General features: G+C 67.0%; 17 protein-coding genes and 2 pseudogenes. 7 read left to right on the top strand and 12 right to left on the bottom strand.

Annotation, left to right across the window (positions count from 1 at the left end; genetic code table 11):
- The first annotated feature begins 1 nt into the window (after nucleotide 1).
- Nucleotides 2-1,579, top strand: coding sequence for a class I adenylate-forming enzyme family protein (locus tag ACNQR1_RS20450; protein WP_418047657.1), 1,578 nt, complete (start codon nucleotides 2-4; stop codon nucleotides 1,577-1,579).
- On the opposite strand, the pseudogene ACNQR1_RS20445 reads toward ACNQR1_RS20450, so the two are convergent.
- The 6 genes and pseudogenes from ACNQR1_RS20445 to ACNQR1_RS20420 all read right to left on the bottom strand — a co-directional run.
- Nucleotides 1,580-2,050, bottom strand: a pseudogene (locus ACNQR1_RS20445) (cytochrome P450); the annotation flags it as partial.
- A 38-nt stretch (nucleotides 2,051-2,088) separates the two neighbouring features.
- The gene (locus ACNQR1_RS20440) at nucleotides 2,089-2,943 is read right to left on the bottom strand and encodes an IS3 family transposase (protein WP_418047656.1); all 855 of its coding nucleotides are present in this window, start codon (nucleotides 2,941-2,943) and stop codon (nucleotides 2,089-2,091) included.
- Complete coding sequence (locus ACNQR1_RS20435; RefSeq protein ID WP_418050432.1) at nucleotides 2,940-3,269, bottom strand: helix-turn-helix domain-containing protein; 330 nt, start codon at nucleotides 3,267-3,269, stop codon at nucleotides 2,940-2,942. Before ACNQR1_RS20435 ends, ACNQR1_RS20440 begins: the two co-directional genes overlap by 4 nt.
- Before the next feature lie 63 nt (nucleotides 3,270-3,332).
- Nucleotides 3,333-3,380: pseudogene (locus ACNQR1_RS20430) on the bottom strand (hypothetical protein); the annotation flags it as partial.
- A gap of 37 nt (nucleotides 3,381-3,417) precedes the next feature.
- Nucleotides 3,418-4,236: a hypothetical protein gene (locus ACNQR1_RS20425; protein ID WP_418047655.1), complete on the bottom strand. Its 819-nt coding sequence runs from the start codon at nucleotides 4,234-4,236 to the stop codon at nucleotides 3,418-3,420.
- 35 nt (nucleotides 4,237-4,271) lie between these two features.
- Nucleotides 4,272-4,646, bottom strand: coding sequence for an NYN domain-containing protein (locus ACNQR1_RS20420; protein WP_418047654.1), 375 nt, complete (start codon nucleotides 4,644-4,646; stop codon nucleotides 4,272-4,274).
- 98 nt (nucleotides 4,647-4,744) lie between these two features.
- On the opposite strand from ACNQR1_RS20420, the gene ACNQR1_RS20415 reads away from it, so the two are divergent.
- The 4 genes from ACNQR1_RS20415 to ACNQR1_RS20400 are packed head-to-tail and all read left to right on the top strand — an operon-like array spanning nucleotide 4,745 to nucleotide 8,555.
- Nucleotides 4,745-6,019, top strand: a complete 1,275-nt coding sequence (locus ACNQR1_RS20415; protein WP_418047653.1) for a GTP cyclohydrolase II — start codon at nucleotides 4,745-4,747, stop codon at nucleotides 6,017-6,019.
- On the top strand, nucleotides 6,016-7,233 hold the full coding sequence (locus ACNQR1_RS20410; RefSeq protein ID WP_418047652.1) for a DUF1688 family protein: 1,218 nt from the start codon (nucleotides 6,016-6,018) through the stop codon (nucleotides 7,231-7,233). The genes ACNQR1_RS20415 and ACNQR1_RS20410 overlap by 4 nt, the downstream gene beginning before the upstream one ends.
- 9 nt (nucleotides 7,234-7,242) lie before the next feature.
- Nucleotides 7,243-7,872: a uracil phosphoribosyltransferase gene (gene upp, locus ACNQR1_RS20405; protein WP_418047651.1), complete on the top strand. Its 630-nt coding sequence runs from the start codon at nucleotides 7,243-7,245 to the stop codon at nucleotides 7,870-7,872.
- Complete coding sequence (locus tag ACNQR1_RS20400) at nucleotides 7,869-8,555, top strand: type II CAAX prenyl endopeptidase Rce1 family protein (protein WP_418047650.1); 687 nt, start codon at nucleotides 7,869-7,871, stop codon at nucleotides 8,553-8,555. The genes upp and ACNQR1_RS20400 overlap by 4 nt, the downstream gene beginning before the upstream one ends.
- 4 nt (nucleotides 8,556-8,559) lie before the next feature.
- Here ACNQR1_RS20400 and ACNQR1_RS20395 read toward each other — a convergent pair whose 3' ends face one another.
- From ACNQR1_RS20395 to ripD, 3 genes are all read right to left on the bottom strand, one after another.
- Nucleotides 8,560-9,342 carry a hypothetical protein gene (locus ACNQR1_RS20395; protein WP_418047649.1) on the bottom strand — a complete coding sequence of 261 codons (783 nt, stop codon included), beginning with the start codon at nucleotides 9,340-9,342 and terminating at the stop codon, nucleotides 8,560-8,562.
- Between the two features lie 56 nt (nucleotides 9,343-9,398).
- A complete protein-coding gene (locus ACNQR1_RS20390) occupies nucleotides 9,399-10,457 on the bottom strand; it encodes a M48 family metallopeptidase (RefSeq protein ID WP_418047648.1) in 1,059 nt (352 codons plus the stop codon).
- 79 nt (nucleotides 10,458-10,536) lie between these two features.
- The gene (gene ripD / locus ACNQR1_RS20385; RefSeq protein WP_418047647.1) at nucleotides 10,537-11,157 is read right to left on the bottom strand and encodes an NlpC/P60 family peptidoglycan-binding protein RipD; all 621 of its coding nucleotides are present in this window, start codon (nucleotides 11,155-11,157) and stop codon (nucleotides 10,537-10,539) included.
- A gap of 346 nt (nucleotides 11,158-11,503) precedes the next feature.
- Between ripD and tenA the strand changes: the two genes are divergently transcribed.
- The gene (tenA, locus tag ACNQR1_RS20380; RefSeq protein ID WP_418047646.1) at nucleotides 11,504-12,187 is read left to right on the top strand and encodes a thiaminase II; all 684 of its coding nucleotides are present in this window, start codon (nucleotides 11,504-11,506) and stop codon (nucleotides 12,185-12,187) included.
- 50 nt (nucleotides 12,188-12,237) lie between these two features.
- On the opposite strand, the gene tpx is transcribed toward tenA, so the two are convergent.
- Nucleotides 12,238-12,732: a thiol peroxidase gene (gene tpx, locus ACNQR1_RS20375; RefSeq protein WP_418047645.1), complete on the bottom strand. Its 495-nt coding sequence runs from the start codon at nucleotides 12,730-12,732 to the stop codon at nucleotides 12,238-12,240.
- Between the two features lie 62 nt (nucleotides 12,733-12,794).
- Between tpx and ACNQR1_RS20370 the strand changes: the two genes are divergently transcribed.
- Nucleotides 12,795-13,688, top strand: coding sequence for an aminoglycoside phosphotransferase family protein (locus ACNQR1_RS20370; RefSeq protein ID WP_418047644.1), 894 nt, complete (start codon nucleotides 12,795-12,797; stop codon nucleotides 13,686-13,688).
- 4 nt (nucleotides 13,689-13,692) lie between these two features.
- Here ACNQR1_RS20370 and ACNQR1_RS20365 read toward each other — a convergent pair whose 3' ends face one another.
- Nucleotides 13,693-14,016, bottom strand: coding sequence for a hypothetical protein (locus ACNQR1_RS20365; protein ID WP_418047643.1), 324 nt, complete (start codon nucleotides 14,014-14,016; stop codon nucleotides 13,693-13,695).
- 160 nt (nucleotides 14,017-14,176) lie between these two features.
- On the bottom strand, nucleotides 14,177-15,142 hold the full coding sequence (locus tag ACNQR1_RS20360) for an o-succinylbenzoate synthase (protein ID WP_418050431.1): 966 nt from the start codon (nucleotides 15,140-15,142) through the stop codon (nucleotides 14,177-14,179).
- Between the last annotated feature and the right edge of the window lie 104 nt (nucleotides 15,143-15,246).

Genomic DNA, 15,246 nt, shown 5'->3' with positions numbered 1-15,246 from the left:
GGTGACGCAATCCCCACTGACCGTCCCCGCCCTGCTGCGGCACGGTGTCGCCGAGTTCGGTGAGTCCGCCTACCTGGTCACCCCCACCGAACGGCTCACCTACGTCGAGGCCGACCAGCGCTCGGCACGGCTGGCGCGGTGGCTGCTGTACCAAGGGGTCGGCAAGGGCAGCCGCGTCGGCCTGTTCTTCCCCAACGGCGCCGAGTGGGTGACGTGGTGGCTCGCGGTGTCGCGAATCGGTGCGGTGGCGGTGCCGCTGAGCACCCTGTACACCCCCGCCGAGATCGCAAAAGTGTTGCGGCTGGCCGACATCGGGCTACTCATCGCCCCCGCAACGGTGCTCACCATCGATGTCGCCGAACGGCTGGAGGCCGCCCTGCCCGAACTCGCGGGCCACTCCACGAGCCGGCTGGCCCTGCGCGCCGCCCCCTATCTGCGCCGCATCACGCTGATCGGCGCCGCCGACCGGCCGTGGGTCTCAGCCGGGTGCGATGGAACCGCCGACGTGGTGCCCGCCGAGGTGCTGGCCGCCGCCGAAGCCGAGGTCTCCCCCGCCGACCTCGCCATCATGGTGCACACGTCCGGATCCACCGCCGATCCCAAAGGTGTCCTGCACACCCATGGCACGCTGGTGCGTCAGACCTCGACCTGGCCCGCCGCCATCCGCGCGATCACGGGGTCGCAGAACCAGTCCCGGATTCTGTGCGCCATGCCGTTCTTCTGGATCGGCGGACTGCTCGCGGTGACCGGTGCCCTGCACGAGCCGGTCACCCTGGTGGTCATGCCGAAACTGGATCCGGACACCGCGCTGGATCTGGCCGAGCGGGAACGGATCACCGGGATCGTGGGTTGGCCCGCGTTCACCCAGAAGTTGCGTGAGCACCCGTCGTTCGCCGACCGTGACCTGAGCAGTGCACCGATGCTGCGCGACGGCCCGCTGGACATCGCCATGACCGATGTACCCGACGGATTCCCGGTGCACCGCACCATGTCCGAGACAGCCGGTGGCTTCGTCTTCACCGACATGGCCATCGTCGACGAGCACGGTGCCCCGGTCGCATCCGGGGACACCGGCGAACTCCTGGTCCGCGGTATCGGGGTCATGGCCGGTTACAACAAGCGCGAACGGTCGGACACCTTCGATGCCGACGGCTGGTACCACACCGGCGACAAGGTGTACCGCCGCGACGGCGATCCCCGCCTGTTCTACGTCGGGCGCACCACCGATCTGATCAAGGCCGCCGGGGCCAACGTCTCCCCGTTGGAGGTCGAGGCCATCATCGCCGAGTCTGCCGACGTGGCGCAATGTGTGGTCGTCGGCATCGACGACCCGCAGCGCGGCGAGGAGGTCTGTGCGGTCGTGGTACCCACCGCGGATCTCGACCTGACCGCACTGGCCGCCCGCTCTCGGGAACAGTTGTCGGCCTACAAGGTGCCGACCCGGTGGGCAGTGACCACCAGCGAACGGATACCGACCCTGCCCAGCGGAAAGTTCGACCGGAAAACCCTGCGCCAGTTGATCATCGACGAAGAGATCGAGACGGTACGCGTGCGGCAGGCACCCCCGCCCGCGAACTGATCACGCGGCGCTGAACCGCACCGGCATCGAGTGGATGCCGTTCATCAGATTCGACCGCACCCGCTCCACCGGCCCGATGACCTCGAGATCCTTCATCCGTTTCAGGATTTCGGGGAAGATCGCCGTCGCCTCCACCCGGGCCAGGTTCGCTCCGAGACAGAAATGCGTCCCGCCGCCACCGAAAGCCAAGTGTGGATTCGGGTTTCGGCTGATATCGAACCGGTCGGGATCGGAAAAGTGCGCCTCGTCGCGATTGGCCGACGGGAAGAACATGGCCACTCTTTCACCTCCTGCGATGCGCACACCGTGCAACTGGGTGTCTTTCGTCGCGGTGCGGGCGAATACGTTCACCGGGCTGACATAGCGCAGCATCTCTTCGACAGCGGTCGGGAGAAGTTCGGGATCGGCCGTGAGCCGGGCTTGTTCATCGGGATGCTCGAGCAGGGCAAGTGTCCCCGCCGCGACCAGGTTGAAGTGGTCCCCGAAAGTTGGACACTGACGTTTGGAGCTTAAGCGGCAAGGGCCTGGGCTCGGTATTGGACCGGGCTCAGGCCCTTGAGCTTTGTCGAGATTCGTTCGGTGTTGTACCAGTGGATGTAGGTGTCAAGGGCGGCAGTGAAGTCCTCGACAGTGTCGAACCGGTTGTGATGGAACATTTCTGACTTCAGGTGACCGAAAAAGTTCTCCATGACCGCGTTGTCATAGCAGTTGGCTTTACGCGACATCGACTGCACCGCCTCAGCGTCGCCGAGCAACTTGCGCCAGGACCAATGCCGGTACTGGAAGCCCTGATCGGAGTGCACCAGCGGACATTCACCCGGTTCCAAGGTGGCGATCGCCGCGGTCAGTGAGGTGTTGGTCAACTCCACATTCGGGCTCATCGACCACGCGTAAGCCACCACCGACCGGTCGAACAAATCGAGCACCGGGGACAAGTAGACCTTGCGATCGGTGATGCGGAACTCGGTCACGTCGGTGACCCACTTCTGATTCGGCGCGCTCGCGCTGAACTCGCGGTTGAGAAGATTTTCGGCGACCTGACCGGGCCCGCCGGTGTAGGAGTTGTAGCGCCTGCGGCGCCGCACCCGGCAGATCAGCGCCAGCTCGCGCATCAACGCCAGCACGGTCTTTTTGGCCACCACAAAACCTCGTCGGATCAACACCGTGTGGATGCGGCGGTGCCCGTAGCGGCCGCGGGCAGCCTCGAACACCTCGGTGATCGCGGTTTTGAGGTCGGCGCGCGGGTCGAGCGCCTCGGGTTTGCCCTGGTGATAGAAGAACGTCGACCGCGCCAACTGCGCGACTTCCAGCAGCACCGGCAACCGATGATCAGCCTTGAGAGCGGCGACAGCGGCGGCTTTCACCGCCGTTCGTGCGCCATCAAGGCCCGCAATTTTTTTAGGTAGGCGTTCTCGGCTCGCAGCCGCTCATTCTCCTGCTCCAGCCGCTCCAGCTCCGTCAACTCCTGTGACGAGGAATCAGCGTCTTTGGGTTGGCGCCCTTTGGGTTTGGGTTTCAACCCGTCCTCACCGAGCCGGCGGTAGGTCCGCACCCAGGTCTGCACCAGCGTGGCTGAGGACAGCCGGTACTGCTGAGCTACTTGCTGGGCGGCCGCACCCTCGTCGACCACCTTGCGCACCACTTCGAGCTTGAACTCGAACGAGTACTGCGTTTTGGTCGGTTTTGCCACCAGCGCCTTCCTGCCATGCAGGACCCAACGGCGATGTATCTCGCGAACCGGCCCCCGGCTCACTCCCAGATACCTCGCGGTGGCGCTATAGCCCCGCCCCTGCTCGAACAACGCTACCGCCGCACCGCGCTGGGCCTCAGTCAACGAACTAGAAGGATGCAAAAAAGTACTCCCCAGAAGAAGAAACTGAATTTCTCAGTCCAACTTCCGGGGAGCACTTCAGGTTGCGGGTGGTGTCACCACCGGCGTTGATCAGCAAGAGGAAGAACAAGTTGAACTCCAGGTCGGTGAGGCGTTGACCATCCACTTCGGCCTGCAGCAGCGCACTCGCGATGTCGTCGGCCGGGTCGGCACGCTTGCGTTCGGCAAGTGCCGACGCGTATTCGAACATTTCGCCCAACGCCTGCATCGCCGACTCCGTGGGAGTGCCGACGCGCTCCGTATTCATGATTTCGGTCAGCTCATAAAGCCGGCGACCGTCCTCATGCGGGATCCCGAGCAGTTCGGCGATCACATACGACGGCAATGCACCCGCGACGTCGGACACGAGATCACATTCGCCGCGGTCCAACACACCGTCGACGATCTCGGCCGCCAGGTCTGCCACCCGAGAATTCAGTCGCGCCACATGGCGCGGGGTGAACCCCTTGCTCACCAGCTTCCGCAAGGCGGTGTGTCGCGGCGGGTCCATCGTCAGCATCATCAGGGTGAGCTGGTAGGCCTCCTCCGACCGAGGAACGTCGAGCATGACCCCGGTCTGCTGTGAGGACCACGTTGCACTGTCCCGCGACACGGCGAGAATCTCGTCATAGCCAGTGAGCGCCCAGAAACCCGTGTCACCGTACGGGTGCCACGCGACGGGGGCCCGCCGCCGAAGCTCACGGAACGCCTCGACCGGGATACCGGCCTGGTAGACAGCAGGATCCGTCAGGTCAACACCGCTGATGCCGACCGCATCGTCGCCCATGCCGGTGACGGTAATGCAGCAGGGCGCTCGGGTATTCAGAACGAGGCGATCTGGTCCCGGAAACCGGCGGCCGGTTGCACGAGCGCGCCCGCGGCGCGGACCCTCGCGGCCAGCCCGCCGTCCGATGTCACGACGCTGATCTCGCCGGGTCGCGAATCCGCCTGAACCAACCGCACGATCTCGTCGTCGGCCGAGTTCGCGTGCGCCCGTGGAGCGTGCCCCACCTCGACGACCGCAGACTCGATCGGCGGCGTCGTCGGTCCTTCGAACACCACCGTGACCCGGTGTCCCCCGGCCACGGCCCAGCGCTCGAGCACCTCGACCAGACCGGCCATCGCGCCGTGCCGATCCTTCCACCAACCGTCGGGCCGAGTCCCGATGACGTTCATGCCGTCCACGATCCAGCGCACCCGACCGACGGTACGGGCACTCTGCATGCAGAACCGGCCGAATCGGGGTTGACTGGACTGTCTCGACCGGGTGCGTGCGCGGAGGAAGGAGCACCAACATGGTGGCCGAATCAGGTGGTGCGCCCGCGGAGCCGGCGAAAGCCCGGCACATCCGGTTGACCTCCCACAGCGCCGCGGCGGGGACCCCGACGATCCAGTGGGCCGCACCGAATGCTGCCGCGCGGGGTCCGGTGATCGGCACCACCACCACCCGCGCGCACCGCAATGTCATCGGCACCCACAGTGGCTCCTACAGCGTGTACCGGGCATTGGCCGTCGCCGCGGGCGCGCTCTCGCCCGAGCACAGGGCGGATCTGACCGACACCGCCCCCACTGATGTGATCGGGCCGTATCCGCAGTGGAGCCAACCGGGTGCGATCGTCAGCCTCGATCCTTGGGGCGCAATGGTCTCCGACGAGTTCGCCGCCGAATTGGCCGCCGGCTACGACATCCGGCCGACCATCGCGGTGACCAAGGCCCATGTGATCGTGCCCGAGATCGCCGCGGCAATCTCTGCCGGCCGGCTGCGCCCGGATGGCCACGTGCTGCTGGAAAGCGGTGCCGCACTGGTGACGAAGGCGGCCATCGAGCCGGTGTGGTTCCTTCCCGGGGTGGCCGCCCGGTTCGGCTGCACCGAGACCGCGCTGCGCCGGGTGTTGTTCGAGGAGACCGGCGGGATGTACCCGGAGTTGGTCACCCGTGGTGATCTGGAGGTGTTCCTGCCCCCGATCGGCGGGCAGACCGTCTACATCTTCGGTGCACCAGGGGATCTGGCCGATCCGAGTGTGGAACTGACCGCTCGGGTGCATGACGAGTGCAACGGTTCGGATGTGTTCGGCTCCGACATCTGTACCTGCAGGCCCTATCTCACGCACGCGATCGAGGAGTGTATCGCCGGCGCCCAGCGTGGTGGGGTCGGCCTGGTCGCCTATTCCCGCAAGGAGGGCCGCGCACTCGGCGAGGTGACGAAATTCCTGGTCTACAACGCCCGCAAGCGCCAGCACGGCGGCGACACCGCCGACCAGTACTTCGCCCGCACCGAATGCGTGGCGGGCGTGCAGGACATGCGGTTCCAGGAGCTCATGCCCGATGTCCTGCACTGGCTGGGAGTCCGCAAGATCCACCGCCTGGTCTCGATGAGCAACATGAAATACGACGCGATCACGGGTTCGGGGATCGAGGTGGGCGAGCGGGTCAACATTCCCGACGAGCTGATCCCTGCCGACGCCCGGGTCGAGATCGACGCGAAGATGGCCGCCGGTTATTTCACCCCCGGCCCGGTACCTGGTATCGACGAACTCAAGATCGCCAAGGGCCGCGGGCTCACGCCATGACCACAACCCTGGATGGCTCGGCGGCTGTCGCGGCCCTGCGCACCACCTCCGCGATCCGCGAACGGGCCCGGCACCTTCTGCGGCGCGCACGGGACGGCGACTCGCCCTGGTTCCTGGTCGACGATGACGCCCTGGCCCGTGCGGCCGCCGCCGTCGCCGAGGTCACCCGTACCCGCTACCCCACCCTTGCCGTCCCCTACCACAGCCGGTGGCGCCATTTCGAGGCCGGTGGCGTGAACCGTCAGGCGGAGTTGCTCACGCGCACAACCCATGTGGATTCCGCGGCCACGGCCCGCTCGATGATCGACCTGGCCGTGGTGAGCGTCTTGCTGGACGCCGGCGCCGGATCCGGCTGGCGCTACACGGAGTCCGATACCGGCCTTGAGCTGACCCGCTCGGAGGGGCTGGGAGTGGCCAGTTGGCACGCGTTCTGCGGCGGACTGTTCTCCAGCGACGCAGGAGATCCGCTGCGGGTCGATGCCGCTGCGCTGCGCGCCATCGACGAGGCGGACCTGGCTGCCGCCTTCCAGGTGGGGGCCGGGAATCGGCTGCTCGGCCTCACCGGCCGGGTTCAACTGCTGCGTCGTCTGGGCACCCAATTGTCCGCTCACCCGGGAACATTCGGCCCCGACGGCCGCCCCGGCGGATTATTCGACACGGTGACCGGCCCGACCGTCGCGGCCCACGACCTGCTCGCGACGGTGTTGGACACGCTCTCGGGAGTGTGGCTCACCGGGAATGCCATCGCTGGTCAACCGCTCGGTGACTGCTGGAGGCATCGGGCGGTTCCCGGGCCTGGCCTGTCGCGCGGATGGATGCCGTTCCACAAGCTGTCCCAGTGGCTGACCTACTCACTTCTGGAGCCCTTCGAGTGGGCGGGCGTCACAGTCACCGACGTCGACGCCCTGACCGGGTTGCCCGAGTACCGCAACGGCGGACTGCTGCTCGATACCGGCGTCCTGCGGTTACGTGATCCCGCACTCGCGCAGTCGGACTGGGCGGTGGACGACGAGATCGTGGTCGAATGGCGGGCGCTGACGGTCGCGCTGCTCGATGAACTGGCACCGCTGGTCCGCAGTGATCTGGCCGCCCCGCAGCTGCCGCTGGCCTGCGTACTGGAGGGAGGAACCTGGGCGACCGGGCGGGCATTGGCGGCACGCCTGCGCGACGGCCGCCCTCCGTTGTCCATCATCAGCGACGGCACGGTCTTCTAGGAGGACACCATGGGCAACCTGCACGTCATCGACCATCCACTGGTCCAGCACAAGTTGACGCTGATGCGGCAGAAGGACGTGTCCACCAAGGGATTCCGTCAGCTGCTCAACGAGATCTCGATGCTGATGAGCTACGAGGTCCTGCGCGACGTCCCGGTACACGACATCGACATCGAGACACCGCTGGAATCCACGACGGGCGCCGTGATCGACGGCAAGAAACTGGTGTTCGTGTCCATTCTGCGGGCCGGCAGCGGCATCCTTGACGGCATGCTCAGCGTGATGCCGAACGCCCGGGTCGGCCACATCGGCCTCTACCGGGATCCGAAGACCCGGGTGGCCGTGGAGTATTACTTCAAACTTCCGGGCGACCTGCACGAACGGGACGTGGTGGTGGTCGATCCGATGCTGGCCACCGGCAATTCGGCTGTCGCGGCCATCGACCGCATCAAGGAATACGAGCCCCGCTCGATCAAGTTCGTGTGTCTGCTGACGTGTCCGGAAGGCGTCGAGGCGATGCACCGGGCGCATCCTGAGGTGCCCATCTACGCCGCGGCGCTGGACCGGGAACTCGACGAGCAGGGCTACATCGTTCCCGGCGTGGGCGATGCGGGTGACCGCATCTTCGGAACCAAGTGACCACTCACCGCTGGGGCCTGGGCGCGTTCGTCGTCGTCGAGGCCGTCTATCTGCTCGCCTCGGCAGCCTTCGGAGTGTTCGCACCGCCGGGCCCACCGCCGGCCTGGTTGATCACCCTGGCGATCGGAGTGCCGACACTGGCCGCCGCGGCGGTGGCCATCGCGATCGCGACGTGGCGGGGCAACGGTCCCCGCATCGATTTCCGGTGGCAATGGTCTTGGCGCGCACTGGGTCTCGGTTTGGCGTTCGGCATCGGGGGACTCTTCGTCACCCTGCCTGCGGCATTGCTCTACCAGTCGATCGTCGGCCCGGACGCGACCTCGGCGGTGGGCGGTGTCTACGAGGGCGTGCGCACCGGCTGGCCCCTGGCGGTGACCGTCCTGCTCCTGGTGTCGGTCATCGCCCCCATCTGTGAAGAGGTGGTGTTCCGCGGGCTGCTGTGGGGGGCGCTCGAACAACGGTGGGGACGCATCACCGCGGTGATCGTGTCCACGCTCGTGTTTGCCCTCGCCCACCTCGAACCGCAGCGAGCCCCGCTGCTCCTGGTGGTGGCGATCCCAATTGCGTTGGCCCGGCTGTATTCCGGGAGTTTGTGGGGCGGCATCATCGCCCACCAGGTGACGAACCTGCTTCCGGGCATGATCATGATGTTCGGCTTGCTGGGGATGGTGCCGGCCCGCTGAGTCGCTACCGCCTGCGGTCGCGCACCTTGTACGTCGAGGGCCACGACATGCGGGATTCATCGCCCACCAACGGAGTTGCCGATCCGCCGACCCGAACGTCGTACGCCTCCTGGCCCGCACCGACCTCGCGGTTGGCGTGCTCCTGGGCCAGGTAGTAGAGCTGGTCGATCTCGGCTTCGGAGAACGCCACGAACGTGGTCTTGCGCACGATGTCGTTCATGCCGGCCGTCATCCGGTCCGGCAGGACACGTGAGGCCAGCGCGGCCAGGCCCAGCAGGACGAACGGGATGACCCAGTAGCAGATGAAGGACAGCGGGGTCTTGGTGTCCAGAATCGTGGCGTCGCCCTGCACGATCGGCGGGATTGCCGAGGAGATCGTCATCCCGGCGAAGGCCCCGACCCAGATCCAGGTCAGGATCTTGACAATCCGCTGGAACAGGTCGCTTTCGACGACGCCGGGTGGCTGGCCCGCCGCGGCGAACTCCATCACGAACGGCTTACCGATCAGCAGTCCCACCAGGGCGACCAGGAAGATCCCCGCGGTGCTCAGCGGCTGTATCCAGCGCTCCATGACGTCCTGGCTCAGCACCAGGGTGAGGATCGTGAGCACGATGAAGGTCGCGAGTGCACCGACCTCGAGGGTGCGCCCCGGCGCCCCCGAGATCCGGCTGATGGTGAACGTTGCGATGGCCGTCGCCAGCGCCACCAACACGGCGACCAGGAACGGCACGTTGCCGACGAGAACCCAATAGATGATCCACGGCGCGAAGCCAAACAGGATGCCCACGAGCGCCTAGTCTAGGGGCTTACCGTTGATCCGACGGCAACTACCCGCCGTCGCCGCTATTCCTCGCCCGTCCTGTTGTTGCGGCGCCACTCGGAGATCTTGCGGCCCATCGTGTCGGCCGCACTCGTCGCGGCCTGCCCTACCCCGTCGACGACGCCGCCCAGACCATCCCGGAGGCCCCGGATCAGCGGGTCGTCGGACTGGTCGAAGCCGTCCTTGTAGTGGCGGGCCGCCGCGCTCACGTCGTCGGTCCAGCTCGCCGTGGCATCGTCGGACCGCAGCGGATAGTTGCCTGCCATGATCGCGCCGTAGCCGCCGGTGTCGACCCATTTGGTCAGCGCCGCCGCGCGCAGCACCGAGAAGGGATGGGTGCGCAGCTCCAGGTTGAGCAGTTTGAGCACCCCATCGCGCATGTCTCCGGTCGCGTCGTAGTCACGCGCCTGGGCGAGGAAGGCCTGCGAGTCGAGCTTGTCGAGGTGACGACCCGCGGCCAACTTCAGCTCGACCCGGATCGCCATGTCGAAGTCCTGCCCGCACAGCAGACCTGCGCGGTCACCCGAAAGTTCGGATTTGCGTTGCCATTCCTGCAGCGCGGCGACGATCGCTCGCAGTGCCCAGCCGCCGAGCGGGATGAAACCGAACGACGAGGCCAGCCGCAACAGGTGATGGAGCATCGTGCGGTAGACGGCATGCCCGCTGAGCGCATGGCCGAGCTCGTGGCCGATGACGAAGCGCATCTCGTCATGCGTCATCAGTTCGTACATGCCCGATGTGATGACGATGAACGGGTCTTCCATGCCGATGCAGTACGCATTGGCTTCCGGCGACTGGATGATGAACATCTCCGGCCGCACCGGAGCGTCGAGAACCTGTACGCAATCGTCGAGCAGCGCATCGAGGTCGGCGAACTGCCGCGGACCGACCCGCGCCGAACTGGCCAGGTACAGCAGCCTGTGCTTGCGTTCACGCAGCATCCCGGACAGCACCTTGAGGATCTGATCGAACCCCTTGAGCCGGCGCAACGCCGTCAGAGCGGTCCGGTCCGCCGGATGCTCCCACGCCCGGGAACTGATGCCGGGAAACACGGTCCGCGTGGTCGCAGGTGTCTGGTCCATCTGTACTGGGCGCCCTTCGTCGTCGACAGCTCAGAGCCTACGGACTCTCGAACCACCTCGGACGCACGAATATCCGGTCTCAGGCGATGATGCGAACCAGGTAGGGCGTCATGCCCTCGCCGCGCACCGGAGTGACCGCGACAGCCGGCTCGGTGCCCTGGATCATCTGGTTGTTGCCGAGGTAGAGCGCCACGCTCTGGGTGCCCTCGGGCCCGTAGAAGATCAGGTCACCGGGCAGCGCCTGGGACGGCAGCACCTTCTGCCCCACCTTGTACTGCTCGCCCGAGGATCGCGGCATCTTGACCCCCGCTCCGGCGAAGGCGTAGACGATCAGCCCGGAGGCATCGAACCCGACCACATTCGCCGCCGGATCGGGCACCGCCGCAACGCCCGGGGTGGTCAGCACGGGTGCCTGCACCGCCGGGGTGGACAGCCCCGGGATCAAGCCGCCGCCTGCCAGCGGAGGGGTCACCGGCGTCGCGCCGGGAGCGGGCAGGGTGCGGGCGACGCCGCGGGTCGGCCCGTTGACGTCGCCGCCTCCGTAGCTGAACGGCACGCCGCGCTGCGACAGCGCGCGGGCGACCACGAGATCGACAAAGCGCTGGTTGCCGGTCGGGCGTTCGATCGGTGCGGCGCCGGCCAGTCCGGGAGCCGCGACCAGGAATGCCAGACCGAACAGAAGGGCAAAGGTACGTCTCATCGAACATCAACTCTCTCGACCACCAAAGGACGACATCGACTGCCGGTCGTCATCAGTCGAGTCAACCATTTGTACCGCTCGCCGGGTTGTTTCCCCAATTTGTATGGGGCGCAAGCTCAATGAGATGCAATACCGTGACCGAACGGTGACCGGGAGAACTGTGCGCGGCGGGCGTGCCGGCGGCTGGCCGGTTTCGGAGCGTGTCGCCACACAGATCGGTGCCAACCTCTCCGGCAAACTCTGTGCGGGGAGTCAGGTTTGACCCCGACAGCCGCGAGAATCATTGCGGTACAGGCTGCGCCAAGGGAGCGCACAGCGTTTGCGGGGTACCTGACACCATGGTGGTATGCACCCCGATGCGAATACGCAATCCTGGTCGGCGCGGTTGTGGGATCCGATCGAGCCGACGTTCACCGCGATCCTCGCTCACCCGTTCCTGACCGGGCTCACCGACGGCAGCCTGGACGACGGGGCATTCGCCCACTACGTGGCGCAGGACGTGCACTACCTGCGCGACTACGCCCGGGCACTGGCCGTCGTCGGTGCCAAGGCGCCCACGCTCGCCGACACCGCGATGTTCTCCCGGCACGCCGCCGAGGTATTCGACGTCGAATTGAGCCTGCACGGCGAGCTGCTCCCCGAACTGGGGCTGGATGTCGAGGCGTTGAACGCGACGCCGATCGCCCCGACCACACGCGCATACACGAGCTATCTGCTGGCCGCCGCCTACGGCGGCACCTTCGCCGAGGGCCTGGCGGCAGTCCTGCCCTGCTACTGGATCTACGCCCGGGTCGGAGCGGCGTTGTCGGAGCGCGGTTCGCCCGATCGGCGCTATCAGCGCTGGATCGACAGCTACGGCGGTGAGGAGTTCGCCGCGACCGTGGCCGAGGTGCTCGACCTGACGGATCGGGTCGGACCGGCTTTGGGCGGGGCGGACGAAGCCGCCGCTCGAGCCCATTTCGTGGTCACGGCGAAATACGAGTGGATGTTTTTCGATGCGGCGTATCGCCGCGAGCAGTGGCCGATCTGACCACCGGCCCGTTCCTCGCCGGCACAGGCGCCGGCGAGGAACGGTGACGACTACTGGAGGGCGGCCAGCGCGGCGTCGTAGTTCGGCTCCTGGACGATCTCGGGAACCAGTTCGGTGTAGGCCACCTTGCCGTCGGCGCCGATGACGACGACGGCGCGGCCCAACAGACCGGCCATCGGACCGTCGGTCATGGTGATTCCGTAGTCCTCGCCGAAGCTGTCGCGGAACGCCGACGCGGTGACGACGTTCTCGATCCCCTCGGCTCCGCAGAAACGGCTCAGCGCGAACGGCAGGTCCTTCGAGACGCACAGCACGGTCGCGCCGGCGGCAGCGGCCCGTTCGTTGAAGGTGCGCACGCTGGCGGCGCAAATCCCGGTGTCGACCGACGGGAAGATGTTCAGCAGCACCGACTTGCCCTGGAACTGGTCGTTGGTGACGGCGCCGAGATCGGTGCCGGTGACCGAGAAGCTGGGGGCCGGGCTACCGACTCCCGGCAGGTCGCCGACCGTGTTGATGGGGTTTCCCTTGAAGGTTATCTGTGCCATGGGGCACAGTCTGTCAAAACCGGATGCCCTGCGGGCCGCCCGGGGTGCGACGATGGATCGCGATGATCGATCTGCCCGAGTCCGTGCGCGCGATGGGCACGCGGGGACCGCAGTGGCAATCGTGGGTCGACGGCCTGCCACGCCTGATCAGGGACCAGTTCGACGAATGGGATCTGCACGCCGACGGGGCTTCCCTTCACGGCTATTGCTCGATCGTGCTGCCGGTGCGTACCGGCGAGGGCGTGCCCGCAGTCCTCAAGGCTGCCTTCCCCGACGACGAGTCCGAACACGAACACCTCGCGCTGCGCCGGTGGGCGGGCGGGGGTGCGGTCAGGTTGCTGCGCGCCGACCCGCACCGCCGGATGATGTTGCTGGAACGGCTGCAGCAGCGAAACCTCAACGAGCTCTGGGACATCCAGGCGTGTGAGATCGTCGCCGAGCTGTACGGCCGAATTCATGTGCCGGCACTCCCGCAGCTGCGGTCGCTTGCCGAATGCACCGAGCGGTGGACCGCCGACCTGACCCGACTCCCCCGCAACGCCCCGGTTCCGCGCCGGCTGGTGGAGCAGGCGATCACCCTCGGCAGGGATCTGACCACCGATCCGGCCGTCAGCGGCACGCTGATCCACGGCGACCTGCATTACGAGAATGTCCTCGCCGCCGACCGCGAGCCGTGGCTGGTGATCGATCCCAAACCGATGAACGGCGACCCGCACTACGAGGTCGCACCGATGCTGTGGAACCGATGGGATGAGCTGTCCGGATATGTCCGTGACGGGGTCCGGCAGCGGTTGGCGGCCGTGGTCGACGCTGCCGGCCTGGATGCCGACCGGACCAGGGCCTGGGTGATCGTCCGGATGCTGCACAACGCGATGTGGGAGCTGACCGGGACGCCCGAACCCGACGCGGACTGGCTGACCACCTGCGTGGCGATCGCCAAGGCTGTGCAGGACTGAGGTCTCAGATGACTTTGTAGGTGAGGTCGTACAGCGCGCGCCTGCCGCTGAACTGCCGGGTGAGCTCTCCCTGCCCCAACTCGTCCGACCGGATGAAGATCGAGCCCACATCCTGCATCTCGTCGGTATGCACGTCCACCTCCCTCAACACGATCTCCAGCTGGCCGTCGAACGGCAACAGCCGGTCCAGATCCACCACATCCCCCTGGCACATCGACACAGCCTTGAACTGGAATCCATCAGCTCTGCTGATACTGAGCTCGTCGGTCCCACCGGAGTCCTGGGTCCTCACGGCCCGCAGTTCCGACAGCTTGGCGAACAACGACATGGCATCCTCCGTTGGATCTTCCGGCCAGCGGTAGCTGGCCCAGTCGATTCTCGAGGTGCCGGCCCGTCGCACACATGCGTAGTGCGCTACTTGAATCTGATCGGCGGAGGCTTTCTGAGGACGGGCCCCTGCGGGCCGCCCGAAATCACATCAGGGCAGTTCAAGACGCAGATAATGCGCTCTGGAGGCGCTCACGCCACCAGGTCAGTCGCCCCGGGTCGGTGACCGCATACCGCTCGAGTCGGTCGCGCTGGGGGGCCGGGGGCATCGGTGCCACGGGAAGGTAGCCATCGACCGGGACCAGCGAACGCGAATCCGCGACCAGGTCACCGGCGAGGAATCCCCTGGTTCCCAGCTCACACGCGAACTCCAACCGGGGTAGCGCCCCGGCCAGCGCGAGTCCGGCCGCCAGACCGATCGTCGTCTCCATGGTCGAGCCGACCACACAGGGCAATCCGCACGACTCGGCCACCCGCAACGCACGCCGGGCACCACCCAGCGGCCCGCTGGCCAGCACAGCGATGTCAGCCGCCTCTCCGAGCCGCAGGCTCATCGGATCGGCGGCGTCGCGGATCGATTCGCCGGCCGCGATGGGAACCTCGACCCGACGTCTGACCTGGGCCAGCTCATGGAGCGTCCGGCACGGTTGCGCGACGAACTCCAGGCCGCCGGCCGCGCGGTCGAGGGTGGTGATCGCGGTGACCGCGGCGTCGGGGTCCCACCGTCCTTTCGCGTCGCACCTGATGAGGCCGTCCGCGCCGAGCGCGTCGCGCACTGCCTGCACCCGCTCGACGTCCTGCGCCAGTCCCCCGGCACCGACCTCGACCGCCGCAGTCCGGCAGCCCGACTCCGCGGCGATCCGGTGCGCGCGGGAAGCGTCGACGGTGGGAACGCTGACCGCGATGGGCACGCGCCCGCGAACCGGATCGGGCCAGCCGACGGTTCCCGGCTCGGTCGCCGCGGTGAGCCAGCGGACCAGCGCGCGGTCGTCCGGCAGCGGGCTGAACTCGCCCCACCCCTGCGGCCCCTCGAGGAGCATCCCCTCGCGAACGGTGAGCCCACCGACCGGCTCGATGGTCGGAATGGCGAAGACGGGCGCACGCTCGAAGTCGATCAGGGTCTGCACAACCACGTGACGCTAGCTGACCGACCCGGCCACGGGCCGACAACGGGCAACTGCCGGTGCGTCCCCGGTGCGCGGCCTAGACTGCGCCCAAAGGTCGGGTGCCG

Source organism: Mycobacterium sp. 48b, assembly GCF_048282725.1.
GTDB lineage: Bacteria > Actinomycetota > Actinomycetes > Mycobacteriales > Mycobacteriaceae > Mycobacterium.
Note: the sequence above shows the minus strand (reverse complement) of the source record. Positions and strands in the feature narration are given on the sequence as shown.

What these genes read in the sequence shown, in the direction of transcription:
- ACNQR1_RS20365 (WP_418047643.1), bottom strand. Translation starts at nt 14,016, where the DNA reads ATGTCGTTGTTCGCCAAGCTGTCGGAACTGCGGGCCGTGAGGACCCAG.
- tenA (WP_418047646.1), top strand. Translation starts at nt 11,504, where the DNA reads ATGCACCCCGATGCGAATACGCAATCCTGGTCGGCGCGGTTGTGGGAT.
- tpx (WP_418047645.1), bottom strand. Translation starts at nt 12,732, where the DNA reads ATGGCACAGATAACCTTCAAGGGAAACCCCATCAACACGGTCGGCGAC.
- ripD (WP_418047647.1), bottom strand. Translation starts at nt 11,157, where the DNA reads ATGAGACGTACCTTTGCCCTTCTGTTCGGTCTGGCATTCCTGGTCGCG.
- upp (WP_418047651.1), top strand. Translation starts at nt 7,243, where the DNA reads ATGGGCAACCTGCACGTCATCGACCATCCACTGGTCCAGCACAAGTTG.
- ACNQR1_RS20425 (WP_418047655.1), bottom strand. Translation starts at nt 4,236, where the DNA reads ATGGGCGACGATGCGGTCGGCATCAGCGGTGTTGACCTGACGGATCCT.
- ACNQR1_RS20370 (WP_418047644.1), top strand. Translation starts at nt 12,795, where the DNA reads ATGATCGATCTGCCCGAGTCCGTGCGCGCGATGGGCACGCGGGGACCG.
- ACNQR1_RS20390 (WP_418047648.1), bottom strand. Translation starts at nt 10,457, where the DNA reads ATGGACCAGACACCTGCGACCACGCGGACCGTGTTTCCCGGCATCAGT.
- ACNQR1_RS20415 (WP_418047653.1), top strand. Translation starts at nt 4,745, where the DNA reads ATGGTGGCCGAATCAGGTGGTGCGCCCGCGGAGCCGGCGAAAGCCCGG.
- ACNQR1_RS20410 (WP_418047652.1), top strand. Translation starts at nt 6,016, where the DNA reads ATGACCACAACCCTGGATGGCTCGGCGGCTGTCGCGGCCCTGCGCACC.